This is a genomic window from Paenibacillus sp. FSL L8-0641 (genome assembly GCF_038006265.1).
Taxonomy (GTDB): domain Bacteria; phylum Bacillota; class Bacilli; order Paenibacillales; family Paenibacillaceae; genus Paenibacillus; species Paenibacillus polymyxa_D.
The window spans coordinates 4,062,933-4,076,913 of sequence record NZ_JBBOUW010000001.1 but is presented as its reverse complement, the minus strand read 5'-3'; the positions used below and the strand labels follow the sequence as shown (position 1 = coordinate 4,076,913).

General features: G+C 47.1%; 14 protein-coding genes. 13 read left to right on the top strand and 1 reads right to left on the bottom strand.

The features are described from left to right. The first annotated feature begins 238 nt into the window (after window positions 1-238). The 4 genes from cymR (at window position 239) to MKY16_RS18360 (ending at window position 2,701) form a co-directional block, all read left to right on the top strand. Window positions 239-658 carry a cysteine metabolism transcriptional regulator CymR gene (cymR, locus tag MKY16_RS18375; RefSeq protein WP_013311532.1) on the top strand — a complete coding sequence of 140 codons (420 nt, stop codon included), beginning with the start codon at window positions 239-241 and terminating at the stop codon, window positions 656-658. 10 nt (window positions 659-668) lie between these two features. Beyond that, entirely contained in the window at window positions 669-1,820 is a 1,152-nt protein-coding gene (locus MKY16_RS18370) for a cysteine desulfurase family protein (protein WP_029515729.1), read from the top strand. Window positions 1,821-1,956: 136 nt separating this feature from the next. Further along, the gene (locus MKY16_RS18365; protein WP_029515728.1) at window positions 1,957-2,478 is read left to right on the top strand and encodes a PRC-barrel domain-containing protein; all 522 of its coding nucleotides are present in this window, start codon (window positions 1,957-1,959) and stop codon (window positions 2,476-2,478) included. 10 nt (window positions 2,479-2,488) lie between these two features. After that, the gene (locus tag MKY16_RS18360; RefSeq protein WP_013311529.1) at window positions 2,489-2,701 is read left to right on the top strand and encodes a hypothetical protein; all 213 of its coding nucleotides are present in this window, start codon (window positions 2,489-2,491) and stop codon (window positions 2,699-2,701) included. Between the two features lie 165 nt (window positions 2,702-2,866). Here MKY16_RS18360 and MKY16_RS18355 read toward each other — a convergent pair whose 3' ends face one another. Continuing rightward, complete coding sequence (locus tag MKY16_RS18355) at window positions 2,867-4,840, bottom strand: methyl-accepting chemotaxis protein (RefSeq protein ID WP_029515727.1); 1,974 nt, start codon at window positions 4,838-4,840, stop codon at window positions 2,867-2,869. 211 nt (window positions 4,841-5,051) lie between these two features. Between MKY16_RS18355 and MKY16_RS18350 the strand changes: the two genes are divergently transcribed. The 9 genes from MKY16_RS18350 to MKY16_RS18310 all read left to right on the top strand — a co-directional run bounded on the left by MKY16_RS18350 (window position 5,052) and on the right by MKY16_RS18310 (window position 13,973). Further along, window positions 5,052-6,119 carry an AI-2E family transporter gene (locus tag MKY16_RS18350; RefSeq protein ID WP_029515726.1) on the top strand — a complete coding sequence of 356 codons (1,068 nt, stop codon included), beginning with the start codon at window positions 5,052-5,054 and terminating at the stop codon, window positions 6,117-6,119. 351 nt (window positions 6,120-6,470) lie between these two features. Next, the gene (gene alaS, locus MKY16_RS18345) at window positions 6,471-9,104 is read left to right on the top strand and encodes an alanine--tRNA ligase (protein ID WP_029515725.1); all 2,634 of its coding nucleotides are present in this window, start codon (window positions 6,471-6,473) and stop codon (window positions 9,102-9,104) included. A 136-nt stretch (window positions 9,105-9,240) separates the two neighbouring features. Continuing rightward, window positions 9,241-9,501: an IreB family regulatory phosphoprotein gene (locus MKY16_RS18340; protein WP_007431624.1), complete on the top strand. Its 261-nt coding sequence runs from the start codon at window positions 9,241-9,243 to the stop codon at window positions 9,499-9,501. A gap of 9 nt (window positions 9,502-9,510) precedes the next feature. Continuing rightward, window positions 9,511-9,927: a Holliday junction resolvase RuvX gene (gene ruvX, locus MKY16_RS18335; RefSeq protein WP_029515724.1), complete on the top strand. Its 417-nt coding sequence runs from the start codon at window positions 9,511-9,513 to the stop codon at window positions 9,925-9,927. A 13-nt stretch (window positions 9,928-9,940) separates the two neighbouring features. Then, window positions 9,941-10,243: a DUF1292 domain-containing protein gene (locus MKY16_RS18330; RefSeq protein WP_013311523.1), complete on the top strand. Its 303-nt coding sequence runs from the start codon at window positions 9,941-9,943 to the stop codon at window positions 10,241-10,243. Further along, the gene (locus tag MKY16_RS18325; protein ID WP_013311522.1) at window positions 10,240-10,545 is read left to right on the top strand and encodes a DUF1292 domain-containing protein; all 306 of its coding nucleotides are present in this window, start codon (window positions 10,240-10,242) and stop codon (window positions 10,543-10,545) included. Before MKY16_RS18330 ends, MKY16_RS18325 begins: the two co-directional genes overlap by 4 nt. A gap of 94 nt (window positions 10,546-10,639) precedes the next feature. Next, window positions 10,640-11,668 carry an endolytic transglycosylase MltG gene (mltG, locus tag MKY16_RS18320; protein ID WP_069012469.1) on the top strand — a complete coding sequence of 343 codons (1,029 nt, stop codon included), beginning with the start codon at window positions 10,640-10,642 and terminating at the stop codon, window positions 11,666-11,668. Between the two features lie 11 nt (window positions 11,669-11,679). Next, entirely contained in the window at window positions 11,680-12,609 is a 930-nt protein-coding gene (locus MKY16_RS18315; RefSeq protein WP_318627537.1) for a peptidase U32 family protein, read from the top strand. A 32-nt stretch (window positions 12,610-12,641) separates the two neighbouring features. Continuing rightward, window positions 12,642-13,973: a peptidase U32 family protein gene (locus MKY16_RS18310; RefSeq protein WP_340956547.1), complete on the top strand. Its 1,332-nt coding sequence runs from the start codon at window positions 12,642-12,644 to the stop codon at window positions 13,971-13,973. Window positions 13,974-13,981 lie beyond the last annotated feature (8 nt).

The following is a 13,981-nucleotide window of genomic DNA, read 5'->3' as shown; positions in this document are numbered from 1 at the left end:
TACGATGTTTGGACGATCAAACGACACGGCGAACGATGGAAGAAAGCTACATAAAGCGGGCTAAAGCTGTTCCAAATCGCCCGAAAGCAACTTTTTTTAAGATAGTTACCGTAATGTTTCCCTTTACCTGCCCTAATATGTTAACATAAGCTGAGGGTTAGGATCGGAATAGAGAGGTTTACAACACCAGTTATTCCGCGTGTTTAACGGAATTGTTACTATAAGTGAGGTGGCACAATTGAAAATATCAACGAAAGGCCGTTACGGCCTGACCATTATGATGGAACTTGCAGCCAGGTTTGGCGAAGGTCCAACTTCTTTGAAAAGTATTGCCGAAAAAAATCAGCTGTCAGAGCATTATCTGGAACAGCTCATTGCGCCTTTGCGTAATGCAGGTTTGGTAAAAAGTATCCGTGGTGCTTACGGCGGTTATATTTTGGCAAATGAACCGGCAGGAGTAACAGCGGGAGACATCATTCGTGTACTGGAAGGTCCGATTTCTCCGGTCGATTTCACGGAAGAAGACGATCCGGCAAAACGTCAGCTGTGGCTGCGAATTCGTGACAGCATCGCTGAAGTGTTGGATTCTACTACACTTAAGGACTTGATCACATACCAAGAACATGATGAATTGGATAATTACATGTTCTACATTTGAGGTGGATAACATGAACAGAATTTATCTGGATCATGCCGCATCGACTCCTATGCATCCTGAGGTTGCGCAGACTATGATGGACATCATGACTGGCCAATTCGGCAACGCTTCGAGCGTTCATGCCTTTGGCCGCGATGCCAAGCGCACCGTCAGCGCTGCTCGGGATGCCGTTGCGGCCTCTTTGGGCTGCAAGCCTGAAGAAATTATTTTTACGAGCGGAGGAACAGAAAGTGATAATCTGGCCCTGTTTGGGACGGCTACGGCAGACGGCCGTACTTCAGGGCATATGATTACAACTGCGGTTGAACATCATGCAGTGCTTCATGCTTGTGATGAGCTGGAAAAAGCGGGGTATGAGGTAACTTATGTCCCGGTCAACGGGTTTGGACGCGTGAACCCTGCGGATATCGAGGCTGCCATTCGACCAGATACTTTTTTGATCAGCATGATGTATGCCAACAATGAGGTGGGCGTCATTCAGCCGATCTCAGAAGTAGGGCAGATTGCGAGAGAACATGGAGTTGTATTCCATGTAGATGCGGTTCAAGCTTTCGGTCATATATCCATCGACTGCCGGAACCTCCCGATTGACTTACTGAGTGTGTCTGGTCATAAGATTAACGGACCGCAAGGGGTTGGGGCATTGTATATCCGCCAAGGTACACGCCTTCAGCCGCTAATGCATGGGGGACTTCAGGAAAAGAAACGCCGTGCCGGAACAGAAAATATCGCCGGTATTACGGGGCTGGCTAAAGCCGCAACTCTTGCTAATGCTTCCATTGAGGAGCGTGGGGCGCACGATACGGTTCTTCGCCAGACGTTGCTTAAAGGGTTGGAAGACACTCTGGGTAGCCAAAATTTTGTGATTAACGGTGACCCTGATCATTCTTTACCTAATGTTCTCAATGTTAGCTTTCCGGCCATTGGTACAGAGACCATGCTGATGAACCTTGATATGGAAGGAATCGCAGCAGCAAGCGGATCAGCCTGCACTTCCGGATCTTTAGAGCTATCGCATGTATTGCAGGCGATGGATCTTCCTGAAGATGTTTTACATTCAGCGATTCGGTTTAGCTTCGGTTTGGGTAATACTACGGAAGAAATGGAATACACGGCCAAGAAAATTGAAACCATATGGAAGCGGCTGCGTACTAGGTACTAGGGATTTCTCCGCATTTTAATAAGAAGGGAGGGGCGGTTTTTCCATTTCATTGCATGAACGGAAGCAAGGTCTGACAGGCATGTAGGAAAAGGACCGCACCTTCGTTCAGATTGCAGAATGAGGAGGTACCCTATATATGAAGCTTCAAGATATGATCGGACTTGCCGTTTTCGATGTGGAGGACGGGAAGCAGATTGGTAAAATACATGACTTTATGGTGACAGCGGATTGGCGAATCTCAGGGATCGAGTTGGAAGGAAAGGGACTTTTTTCTTCTCACGTGAAAATGGTCGCTTGGGATGACATCGTTGCTTACGGTGAGGATGCGATCATGATTCGCAATCAGCAGGCTGTGCGTAAAATGGAGGCCCATGATATACAACATACGTACTTGCTTGGGCCTTGTAAACTGAAGGATCTATCCGTGCTAACAGAGGAAGGGCTTATGCTCGGGCACATCTCGGATGTTTATTTTGACCAGGAAATGGGCAATAACATAATAGGCTTGGAAATCAGCGATGGTTTTGTATCGGATATTATAGAGGGGCGGAAATGGCTGCCCTGCACCGAAGAGATGTCCATCGGGGAAAATGCTGTTATGGTTCCCCCATTAAGCGAGCAGCGTCTGGAAAAAGCCATATATTCTGTTAATGGATAGGGTGAGTTTATTGAGATGTCCGAATTGTAATTCCAAAGATATCGGAAAAATTGGCTCCCATCAATTTTATTGCTGGGGATGCTTTATCGAACTTCAGGTGAATGGTGAAAAAATGTCTGTCTACCAAGTGGAAGAGGATGGAACGCTCAGTTCGCTGGACGACCTATTCTTTGGAGATGAGATGGCACAACAGGACTTGCCGCAAATTCACGCTTCTTCCTAAGCTGGACACCAAAAGTGGACAGGCTGCTTACTAAGAGGTGTGATCTACATACGGCTTAGTAGGTTGTATAACGCTTGATAAAAAACAACGAAGAGGGTGCCCCGTACGGCCATAATGGCTGAGGGCACCCTCTTTTGTATACCGTTATTGTGAAGATTGTAAGTTCTACAATTTAAAGCGTTTGACCTCTTCCAATAGAAGATCTGCATGAGAATCGAGTTTGGCAGAAAGGTCAGCAATATTATTCATGGCATGACCTTGTTCTTGCACAGAGGAGGCCACTTCCTCTGTAGATGCTGCACTTTGCTCAGAAACAGCGACAACGCTGGAAATGACGTCGGAAATATGCCCGGCATTCACACGGAGATCATCTGCGGCGGCTGTAACGTCCTCAATTTGGGCAAGCATATGCTGAGAAGCGCCACGAATGGACTCAAACGCCTGTCTCGTTGCAATGGCAGCGTGCTCCTGTTCTACAGTTACAGCAAGAGCCCTCTTCATTTCCTCCGCGCTTTGTACTCCTGCAATCTTAATTTCTTCCAGCTTACTCATGATACTGTCACTGGAACTGCCCGCTTGCTCAGCCAGCTTTCTCACTTCTCCCGCGACGACGGCAAAACCTCGTCCGTGTTCCCCGGCCCGTGCTGCTTCGATAGATGCATTGAGGGCCAGCAGGTTTGTTTGTGCGGCGATATCATGGATGGCTCCGGCCAGCCGCTCAATATCCTGAGTTTTTAGCGTGAGTGAATCTACGGCTTCCCCTGCCGCAGTCGTCGTTTGTCTGGACTCGGCGGCCAGTTTCGCTTGACGTTCAGCTGTTTCATACCCTGCAAGCACGGCAGAATCTGTTTCGAATACGGCAGTTTGGGTCCGTTTGACACTTTCGCCAATCTGGTCGATGGAGCCTGTCATGTGAGTCAGCTTCTCAGAGCCGGAATATACAGCCTCAGCTTGGTCGCTCGCTCCTTGGGCAAGTTCCTGAACTGCGCTGGAGATTTGTGACGCGATGGTTCCAGTATCCTTAGCGTGCTGATGCATATCATGGGAAGCTGAGCTGACATCGCCTGCAGTATCTGATACCTTGCGCAACAGGTGAGAGAGATTATCAGACATGATATTAAAATCTGTACCCAGGCTGGCAATTTCATCTTTACCCTTAATGTCCACACGAGCTGTCATATCGCCTTCAGCTATACGTTTGACGTTCACTTGAAGCTTCCGAATTGGCTTGATAAAGTTGTTTGCCGCCCAGATTGCCAGCAGCATAGCAACGACCAAGATGATAGCAACGGTAATAATCAACTGATTACGAGTGGAGTAATACTCCTGAAAAGCAATATCTTTTGAAATGGACAATCCTACAATCCAGCCAGTGCTAGGCATCTTTTTAAAATAAAGCTGACGGTCACTGCCATTATAGGTATAGTCTGTTTTTCCCGAAGCTGTGCTCAGCAGGGCCGCAGTTGATGAACCCAACTCGGGCGTATCCTTAAGGTTTTTACCGGCCAGCTTGCTGTCTGGGTGTGCGACCACAACTCCATTCTGGTCAATCAGAAATGCGTAGCCTAATCCGTTCAGGTTTATGTCTTTAATGATTTTTGTCATATCATTTAACATAATATCCTCGCTGACTACCCCGGTGATAGAGCCGTTGGAATCTTTGAGAGGTTTAGCAATAGAAATGGTGAAGTCATTGCTGCCTGCATCGGTGTAAGGTGAGGAATAATACATTTCTCCCTTGGTTTTGGCATCCTTGTACCACGGACGAGCGCGAGGATCATAACCAGCTTCAAACCAGCCAGATCCATCCCAGTAGGATCCATCTTCAAAGCCTGCGTAGATGTTGGAAATATTTTGATCTTTATAGTTTTCAAAAGCTGCTTTCAGAGATACGGTTTTGGCATCTGATGAAATATCACTCGATTCCAGACCTGCAGCCAGTGTCTCGATAATTTTGGCATTGCCGCTGGTCCATCCGTCGAGCTGATTGACGGTTTCGGTGGCTTTACTAGTCATAAGCTCTTGTATGTCACGGTTAGCCTGATTTTTGATACTTGTCATGCTAATAACGGATAAAGGCCCGGCTGCAACGATAACAATGCAAGTGAAAAGGAGAATAAGCTTGATTTTTAAGTTCATGTAATGACCCCCGATGTTTCAGAAATATGAAATCCTAAAATAGTGCTTTGTACTTATATCGTCAGATGGAATGACTTTGTTAATTATTTTCATCCGTTTTCATCATTTTTTTACAATGGTAATCGATGGAGCATTCCAGACTCGCGGGAAGGATTAAAGTAGAGGTACAGGCATATACTTAAAGAAGGCTAGTCCGGTAAGGGGGCACGAAATGGAGCAATTAACGAAAAGTAGACTGTTCCGGTACGGAATATGGACGCTGCTGGGACTTGTCATTCTATATTTTATCTGGCTGCTGCGACCTTTGTTTTTTCATTTGTATGAATTTCTGAAAACAATCATTGCTCCGTTTGCGGTAGCGATGATCATCTCCTATGTACTTAATCCTGTTGTCAATATGCTGGGCGGTCGCAAGGTGCCTCGAAGCGTAGCTGTGCTGCTCATCTATGCTGTATTTTTGGCCAGTCTCGTTGTGATTCTGATGAACCTGATTCCGATGTTTATTGAACAACTGGATGAGCTGAATGAGCATCTGCCTGAGCTGACCATGCATGCACAGGGATTAATGACGAATATGGATAGCGGCATTTTGCCCCAAGGGGTGCGAACGGGTATGAATCAATGGTTTTTCCAACTAGAGAATCGGATGGCAACCGGAATTTCTACCTTTATGGATAACATCGGCGGGATGATCAACATGCTGTTCAATGTATTCATTGTACCGTTCCTCATTTTTTATATTTTGAAAGATTTTGATGTGTTCGAGAGGACGATTGTGTCTTACCTCCCGCGTTCTCGTCGTAAGGCGATTGTAACGGTACTTAAGGAAATTGATCAGGCGCTTGGCAACTATGTCAGGGGACAATTACTGGTATGCGTCATTATTGGCGTGCTGGCTTATCTCGGATATATGCTGATTGGCATGCCTTATGCGCTGTTGCTGGCAGGAGTGGTTGCGGTTTTTAACATCGTTCCATATTTGGGCCCCTTTTTGGGAGCCGCTCCGGCAGTAATCATGGCTTCTACAATCTCCTTCAAAATGGTGCTTTTGGTCGTGGTCGTTAACACTTGTATTCAGGTGTTGGAGAGCAATGTCATTTCTCCCCAGGTGGTAGGACGAACGCTGCATCTGCATCCGATAGCCATTATTTTCGCTCTGCTAGTGGGTGGTGAAATTGCGGGAATTACCGGCTTGATTTTAGCGGTTCCCGTGATGGCGGTATTAAAGGTAGGACTTCAACATTTTTTTGCTTATTACGTGAAGCGGAAAACGATCTGATTTTGTCCTTACACCGTATGTATCTTGTCTGATATCGCGTTGACACGGCTAAATGACACGGATATACTGAATTGAGTATGTTTAAATGTGTTTATCCAGTAGGGAAAGCTCATTTCGAAGTGCGGGCTGAACCCGCCGGGATGCTCCCGTTACCAGTGAAAACAAGGCGATCGATCGTCCGTTAAGCAAATGTTGGTGTGCAGCTTGCGCATGGGCATTTCGTACAGAGGGGACGGCGTTAACCAGGGTGGTACCGCGATACAATCGTCCCTGATCCGTTCAGGGGCGTTTTTCTGTTTTTTTATGGCCTGTGCCAGGAACCAGTGACACCATAATTAGGAGGCTACTTATATGAAAGCTAGTGAAATCCGCTCCAAATGGCTGGAGTTTTTTGAAAGCAAGGGACATGTGATTGAACCAAGCGCGCCGCTTGTTCCACATAAAGATCCTTCCCTGCTGTGGATTAATGCGGGTATGGCACCGCTTAAGCCTTATTTTGACGGACGTGTGAAGCCAGAAAATCCACGTATCGCCAATTCGCAAAAATGTATTCGGACGAACGATATTGAGAATGTCGGTAAAACGCGCCGCCATCACACCTTTTTCGAAATGCTCGGCAACTTTTCTATTGGCGACTATTTTAAGGAAGAAGTCATTACATGGGCATGGGAGTTTCTGACGGATCCAAAATGGATTGGTTTTGATCCGGAACGTCTGGCTGTAACTGTGTATCCTGAGGATGAGGAAGCGTACAAGCTGTGGAACGAAAAAGTTGGACTTCCTGCCGAACGTATCATCAAACTGGAAGATAACTTTTGGGATATCGGTGAAGGTCCTTGCGGACCTTGTACGGAAATCTTTTATGATCGTGGCGAAGCCTACGGTAGCGACATGACGGACCCTGAAATGTATCCGGGGGGAGAAAATGAGCGTTATCTGGAAGTGTGGAACCTCGTTTTCTCACAATTCAACCATAACAAAGACGGTAGCTATACGCCGCTTCCAAACAAAAATATTGATACAGGGGCTGGATTGGAGCGTTTTGCATCCATTCTGCAAAATGTGGATTCCAACTTTGATACGGATATCTTCCAGCCACTAATTCAAAAAACAGCGGCGATGGCAGGAGTGAAATATAACGAAAATGTGGACAGTGATGTGGCTCTTAAGGTTATTGCTGACCATGTTCGTACCGTAGCTTTTGCAATTGGTGACGGTGTGCTGCCTTCTAATGAAGGACGCGGTTACGTGATCCGCCGTTTGCTGCGCCGGGCTGTGCGCTATGGCAAAATGCTGGGCATGAACCGTCCATTTATGTTTGAGCTGGTGGAAACCGTTGGGGATGTCATGGGTGTGTATTACCCTGAGGTAGTGGACAAGCGTGATTTCATCATCAAAGTGATCAAAACGGAAGAGGAACGCTTCCATGAAACACTGACAGATGGATTGGCAATTTTGTCCGATATCAGTGCTCAGGCGAAGGCAGAAGGTCGCAATGTCATTAGTGGAGCAGATGCCTTCAAACTGTATGATACGTACGGGTTCCCATTCGATCTCACAGAGGATTATGCAGACGAGCAGGGCTTGAAAGTAGACCGTGAAGGCTTTGATGAAGCGATGCAGGAACAACGCAAACGCGCCCGTGATGCACATCAGGACAGCGCCAGCATGAAGATTCAGGGCGGAGCTTTGTCCGATCTGGCGGTTAAAAGTGAATTTGTTGGATATAATGACCTCGTAACTGAGTCTAAAATTGTGGCGATTGTATATGAAGATGTACTGGTGGACACTGTTAGTGAAGGGCAGTCTTGCCAGGTCGTGCTGGATGTGACTCCTTTCTATGCCGAAAGCGGAGGACAAGTCAGTGACCAAGGCTTGCTGCGTGGAGGTACGGTAACCGCGAAGGTCGAAGGATTGTTTAAGGCGCCACAAGGTCAGCATGTGCATCAGGTTGTTGTAGAAGCTGGTGAGCTGAACGTTGGCGATACGGTGAAAGCTGAAGTTGATCAAGCTTCACGTGGAGAAATTGAGAAAAACCATACGGCTACGCATTTGCTTCACAAAGCGCTTAAAGAAGTGCTGGGTGACCATGTCAATCAGGCGGGTTCTTTGGTAGAGCCTGGGCGTCTGCGTTTTGATTTCTCCCATTTTGGAAGCATTACACCAGAAGAACTGGCGGATATTGAACTGCGTGTAAACCGTGCCATCTGGAGCCAACTGGACGTTAATATTGAACTGAAACCGATTGATGAAGCCAAGGCTCTCGGAGCAATGGCGCTGTTCGGTGAAAAATATGGAGATATCGTGCGGGTCGTTAAAGTAGGCGATTACAGCATTGAACTATGCGGTGGCTGTCATGTCAGCAATACTTCGCAAATTGGCTTGTTCAAGCTTGTCAGCGAGAGCGGCATTGGATCAGGTGTACGTCGTATTGAAGCGGTGACCGGACGTTTTGGTTTTGAATATATGGAAGGTCAATTAGAGCTGTTGAAGGTATCGGCTGGACTTGTAAAATCCAAGCTGTCTGAGGTACCAAAGCGTATCGAATCATTGCAGCAACAAATTAAAGACCTTAGCCGTGAAAATGAATCGCTGCAGAGCAAGCTGAGCGTTATTGAGGCAGGCCAGCTGACCGATCAGGTCGTGCAAGCAGGCGGGGTGCAGCTGCTGGCTGCGCGCGTGCAGGCTTCCAGCATGGACGCGTTGCGTGCGATTGCTGATGAACTGAAAGGGAAACTTCCGGCTGCTGTGCTGGTGCTCGGCGCTGCAATGGACGATAAAGTTAATTTTGTCGTAGCAGTTCCGGCAGAGCATACCAAGGCCGGACTTCATGCAGGCAAGCTCGTGAAAGAAATTGCTGCCGTATGCGGTGGCGGCGGTGGCGGACGACCTGACATGGCGCAAGCCGGTGGTAAGGATGCCAGCAAGCTGGATGAAGCACTTCAACGTGCGCATGAACTGGTGGCGGCAGCCTCACAAGGATAAAGTTCGATATTTTTTGCAGATTTTTGGGAAAAAACGGGCTTAGATATTTCCTTGTAGGGCTTTGCTTATGGTATGATGTAAAAGAATAAGCTGGCATAAACATGTACACATGTTTTGTGGAAGCGAGGTGTCAACAATGGATTCCATGGACAAAACGGTCAAATTTAATGTCAAGGCAGATGAAAAGGAAGCTTCTGCTCAGGAGATTTTGTTGACCGTATATGATGCGTTGGTAGAAAAAGAATACAATCCGATCAATCAAATTGTCGGCTATTTGCTATCCGGTGATCCGGCTTATGTGCCACGGCATAATAATGCTAGAAGCCTGGTACGTAAAAAAGAACGCGATGAGTTGATTGAAGAGTTGGTTCGTTTCTATCTTGCTAAGCATCGTTAGGAGACAGGCATGAAAGTAATGGGATTGGATTACGGGGATCGCCGAATTGGGGTCGCCGTAAGTGATGCCTTCGGCTGGACCGCCCAAGGATTGGAAGTCATAGAACGACGCGGTGACGACAGCGAGTTCGGTAAAATTGCAAATTTGGTTCGTGAAAATGAGGTCGGCGAGGTTGTTGTTGGCTTGCCGAAAAACATGAACGGAACCGTGGGTCCACGCGGTGAGATTTGCATCGAGTTTGCGAACCGACTCAAGGAGTTACTGGGTTTACCCGTTCACCTTTGGGATGAACGGCTGACGACGCGTTCGGCGGAGCGTACGCTTCTGGAGGCCGACGTCAGCCGAAAAAAACGCAAGCAGGTGGTAGATAAACTGGCCGCAAGCCTGATCTTGCAAAACTATTTGGACGCACACAGTACAAGGTGAGGGGGATTTCGTAATGGCTGAAAATCAAGTGGGTATGGAAGAAGAGCCGGAAATTATTTATATTGCCGATGACGAGGGCAACGAGGAAGAGTTCGAGGTCATTATGAAGTTTGAGGTAGATGGTTCCGAAGCGAAGTACATGATGGTTGCGCCAGTGGACCCTGAAGCTGATGAGTCCGATGTGTACGCCTTCCGTTACGAGGAAGAAGGCGATGATATTAAATTGTTTGTGATCCAAGACGATGCCGAATGGGAAATCGTCGAAGAGACCTTTAATACATTCGTAGAAGAAGAGGAAGAGGAAGACGGGAAATGACGAGCTATTCACGTGAAGACCTGAGTTGGACCTCTGATTTGAAGGAAACGTTCGACGGCGATGTAGAGTTGCAGGATGAACAGGGCCATGCGATTCGCATGGAATTGGAAGCAGAGTTCAAGGTAGGGGAGCAACGGTACGCCGTATTGCGTAGACCCGGGGCTGCTGTTGGCGAACATGAACTTTACCATGTAAGCTCATCCACAGACGGCGAAATCTCTATCACCACCATTGAAGATGATGATGAGTGGGAAGATATTTCCGAACTGTACGATGAATGTACGTTGCCGGAAGAACTGTAAGTCTGGATAGCGATGAGATCAAACCTGAAAGGGCGGACCAGTCCGCCCTTTTTGGCTGTGAAGGAGTTGGGTGGATGTGAAGCGAAGGACGAGGATGTTTACGTTGTTGCTACTGCTTATCATTATAGCAGGAGGGGTAGCCCTCTATATTTGGAATGCCATGCAGCCTGTTCAGCCCCAAACACAACCCGTTGCTTTTACGGTGGTGCAGGGAACAGGAACATCGGCAATCGCAGATACGCTGGAGCAAAAGGGACTTATACGTAATGCGCTCGTGTTTAAGGCTTATGTAAAATTCAAACAGCAAGGAAGCGCATTTCAGGCCGGAAAATATGAGGCGCAGCCTGGCGCAACCTTTGATCAGTTGATTACTAAGTTATCGGCTGGAGATGTTGTCAAAGAGGAAATGATTCGTTTTACAATCCCGGAAGGTTTTACGATTAGACAGATGGCTGATAAGCTGCAAAAGGAAGGACTGGCAGACCGGCAGCAATTTTTGCAGCTGGCCAACGATCCGTCCGCTTTTGACGTCGCGCTGGTGCGGGACATTCCAAAGCAGGCGGGGCTTCGCTATGCGCTGGAGGGCTACCTTTTCCCGGAAACCTATGAGCTGAAAAAGGGCAGCACGGCCAAAGATATGATACAGGTGATGCTAGAACAGACACAAAAGCGGTTGGAGACTGTTTCCGATCTGGATGCCAAGCTGAAACAGCGGGGTGAAACGCTGCATCAACTGCTGACGGTTGCTTCTTTGGTAGAGCGCGAGGTGGTTGTGGAAGATGAGCGGTCTGTAGTAGCTGGCGTCATTTATAACCGGCTCAAACAGGGTAAGAAGCTGGAAATTGATGCTACGGTTCAATATATGCTGGACAAGCAAAAAGAACGGCTGTATTACAAGGATTTGGCTGTGGAAAGCCCTTATAATACGTATTTGCATCTGGGACTTCCACCAGGGCCGATTGCAAGTCCCAGTCTGAACTCAGTGATAGCGGCTTTACAGCCGAAAGCTACAGATTATTTATTTTATGTGACCAAAAAAGACGGGACACATGAACATTTGTTTGCCAAAACGTATAAAGAACATTTGCATAACATTCAGGTAAGTAACCGTAAGACAAATTAGGAGGTGAGCCTATGGCTTACAAACCCGAACTACTGGCAACTGCCAGCTCTCCGGAGGATGCCCGCCATATGCTGGGGGCTGGAGCTACTGCATTACTTATTGGAGATGACCGCTTTGGAATGCGACTGCCGGGACATTTTACACCGGACCAAATCCGTGAAGTGGTAGAAGAAGCACGCAAGCATGCGGCGCAGGTATATGTATCTATGACGAATTTGATGACGAACGAGCTATTGCCGCTCATTCCCGAATATGTGCAGACCCTAGCTGGATGCGGCATAGACGCCATTGAGTTTAATGATCCCGCAGTGCTTATGGCCGTGAAGGAGTATGCCCCGCATCTGAAGCTGTTCTGGAACGGTGAGATGATCTCTACCAACTTCGCAACCGCCAACTATTGGGGTGAAAAGGGGGCTTCCCGGGTCATTTTGGCTCGTGAGCTGAGTATGGATGAAATTACCGAAATGATACCAAAGTTGAACATAGAAGCACAGGTTCAGGTACATGGCATGACTAATATTTATCACTCCAAGCGTAAGCTTGTTCAAAGTTATATGCTGCACCAAGGACGTAATGTAGAAGGCGATTTGGGTAGAGGACGCGGCTTGTTTCTGATTGAAGCAGAGCGGAAAGAAGAGAAGTTCCCTATTTACGAGGATATAAATGGGACACATATTATGAGTTCAGATGATTTTTGCATCATGGAGGACCTGCATATTCTAATGGAGGCGGGCGTGCATAGCTTTAAGATCGAGGGCTTATTGAAGCCTACGGCCTACAATGAGGCGGTTGTTCGTGCTTATCGTAAAGCAATAGATAGTTATACAGCCGACCCGGATGCTTACGCTTATGATGAAAGCTGGCTGGATGAAGTTCGCCGTCTTCAAGATCCTGAACGGGAACTTTCCTTCGGATTTTTCTATAAAGAGCAGGTTTATTAATTTTAAAATGAATTTACAGAGGGGGGAACGTCATGGGGACGATAACCAAAACGAGAAAATATATAGGTAAACGGAATCGTTTGGACAAGCCGGAGCTGTTGGCTCCTGCCGGAAATCTGGAAAAACTGAAGTTTGCCGTTCACTATGGCGCGGATGCTGTATATATTGGTGGACAAAAATATGGTCTGCGTTCTAACGCCGATAATTTCAGTTTTGAGGAAATGCGCGAAGGTGTAGAATTTGCGAACAAGTATGGTGCTAAAGTGCTTGTGGCCACCAATATCTATGCCCACAATGAAGATATTGCCGGAATTGAGGAGTACTTGCGCAATCTGTACGAGGCGGGAATTCATGCCGTTATCGTCGCTGATCCGGCTATTGTATCCGTGGCATTGCGCGCTGTTCCTGGATTGGAAGTGCATTTGAGCACACAGCAGTCCACGCTGAACTGGCAAGCGGTAAAGTTTTGGAAAAACGAAGGACTACCGCGTGTGGTACTTGGACGTGAGACCAGTCTGGAGGAAATCGAAGAAATTAAAAAGCATGTGGACATCGAAATCGAGGCTTTTGTCCATGGTGCGATGTGCTCTTCATTTTCCGGCCGCTGCGTGTTGTCCAATCACTTTACAGACCGTGATTCCAATCGTGGGGGATGTTGTCAGTCTTGCCGCTGGAAATACGATCTGTTTGAGGATGCCCGCCCAGGTGAGGTTTGGATATCTGAAGAAGAGGCACAGGTTAGCAATGCACTGAAACAGTTCCAGCTCGGTGTTAACCAGCTTCCATTGTTTGAAGAGAGTGATAATGCCTTTTCTATGGGTTCCAAGGATCTATGTATGATTGAAAATGTCCCTGATCTGATTGATGTAGGTGTAGACAGTTTTAAAGTAGAGGGACGGATGAAGTCTATCCACTATGTGGCAACGGTCGTGAATGTCTATCGTCAAGCGATTGATTCCTATATGGCTGATCCTGAAAATTATGTGCTCAAACCAGAATGGATTGAAGAAATTAACAAGGCAGCTAATCGTCCGCTGAATACAGGGTTTTTCTACGATACACCGGATCATGAGGATCATATTTATGAGCCGGAAGAAAAAGCAGTCCCTTATGATTTTGCTGGACTAGTCATGGACTACGATGCCGCGAGTGGCATCGCAACTATTCAACAACGGAACCATTTTAAACCCGGTCATGAAATTGAATTTTTCGGTCCGAACGGAACATTCTTCAAACAAACGGTCGGAACGATCTGGGATGAGGAAGGCAACGAATTGGATGCTGCTCGTCACCCGCTTCAACGAATTAGAATGAAGGTAGCTCAGCCCGTATCGTATTTTGATATGATGCGTAAAAAGAAATAAATAAGCCT

Bases quoted from the DNA above. Each gene is read 5' to 3' on its own strand.
- MKY16_RS18370 (WP_029515729.1), top strand. From the start codon at position 669: ATGAACAGAATTTATCTGGATCATGCCGCATCGACTCCTATGCATCCT.
- MKY16_RS18365 (WP_029515728.1), top strand. From the start codon at position 1,957: ATGAAGCTTCAAGATATGATCGGACTTGCCGTTTTCGATGTGGAGGAC.
- MKY16_RS18355 (WP_029515727.1), bottom strand. From the start codon at position 4,840: ATGAACTTAAAAATCAAGCTTATTCTCCTTTTCACTTGCATTGTTATC.
- MKY16_RS18350 (WP_029515726.1), top strand. From the start codon at position 5,052: ATGGAGCAATTAACGAAAAGTAGACTGTTCCGGTACGGAATATGGACG.
- alaS (WP_029515725.1), top strand. From the start codon at position 6,471: ATGAAAGCTAGTGAAATCCGCTCCAAATGGCTGGAGTTTTTTGAAAGC.
- MKY16_RS18340 (WP_007431624.1), top strand. From the start codon at position 9,241: ATGGATTCCATGGACAAAACGGTCAAATTTAATGTCAAGGCAGATGAA.
- ruvX (WP_029515724.1), top strand. From the start codon at position 9,511: ATGAAAGTAATGGGATTGGATTACGGGGATCGCCGAATTGGGGTCGCC.
- MKY16_RS18330 (WP_013311523.1), top strand. From the start codon at position 9,941: ATGGCTGAAAATCAAGTGGGTATGGAAGAAGAGCCGGAAATTATTTAT.
- MKY16_RS18325 (WP_013311522.1), top strand. From the start codon at position 10,240: ATGACGAGCTATTCACGTGAAGACCTGAGTTGGACCTCTGATTTGAAG.
- mltG (WP_069012469.1), top strand. From the start codon at position 10,640: ATGTTTACGTTGTTGCTACTGCTTATCATTATAGCAGGAGGGGTAGCC.
- MKY16_RS18315 (WP_318627537.1), top strand. From the start codon at position 11,680: ATGGCTTACAAACCCGAACTACTGGCAACTGCCAGCTCTCCGGAGGAT.
- MKY16_RS18310 (WP_340956547.1), top strand. From the start codon at position 12,642: ATGGGGACGATAACCAAAACGAGAAAATATATAGGTAAACGGAATCGT.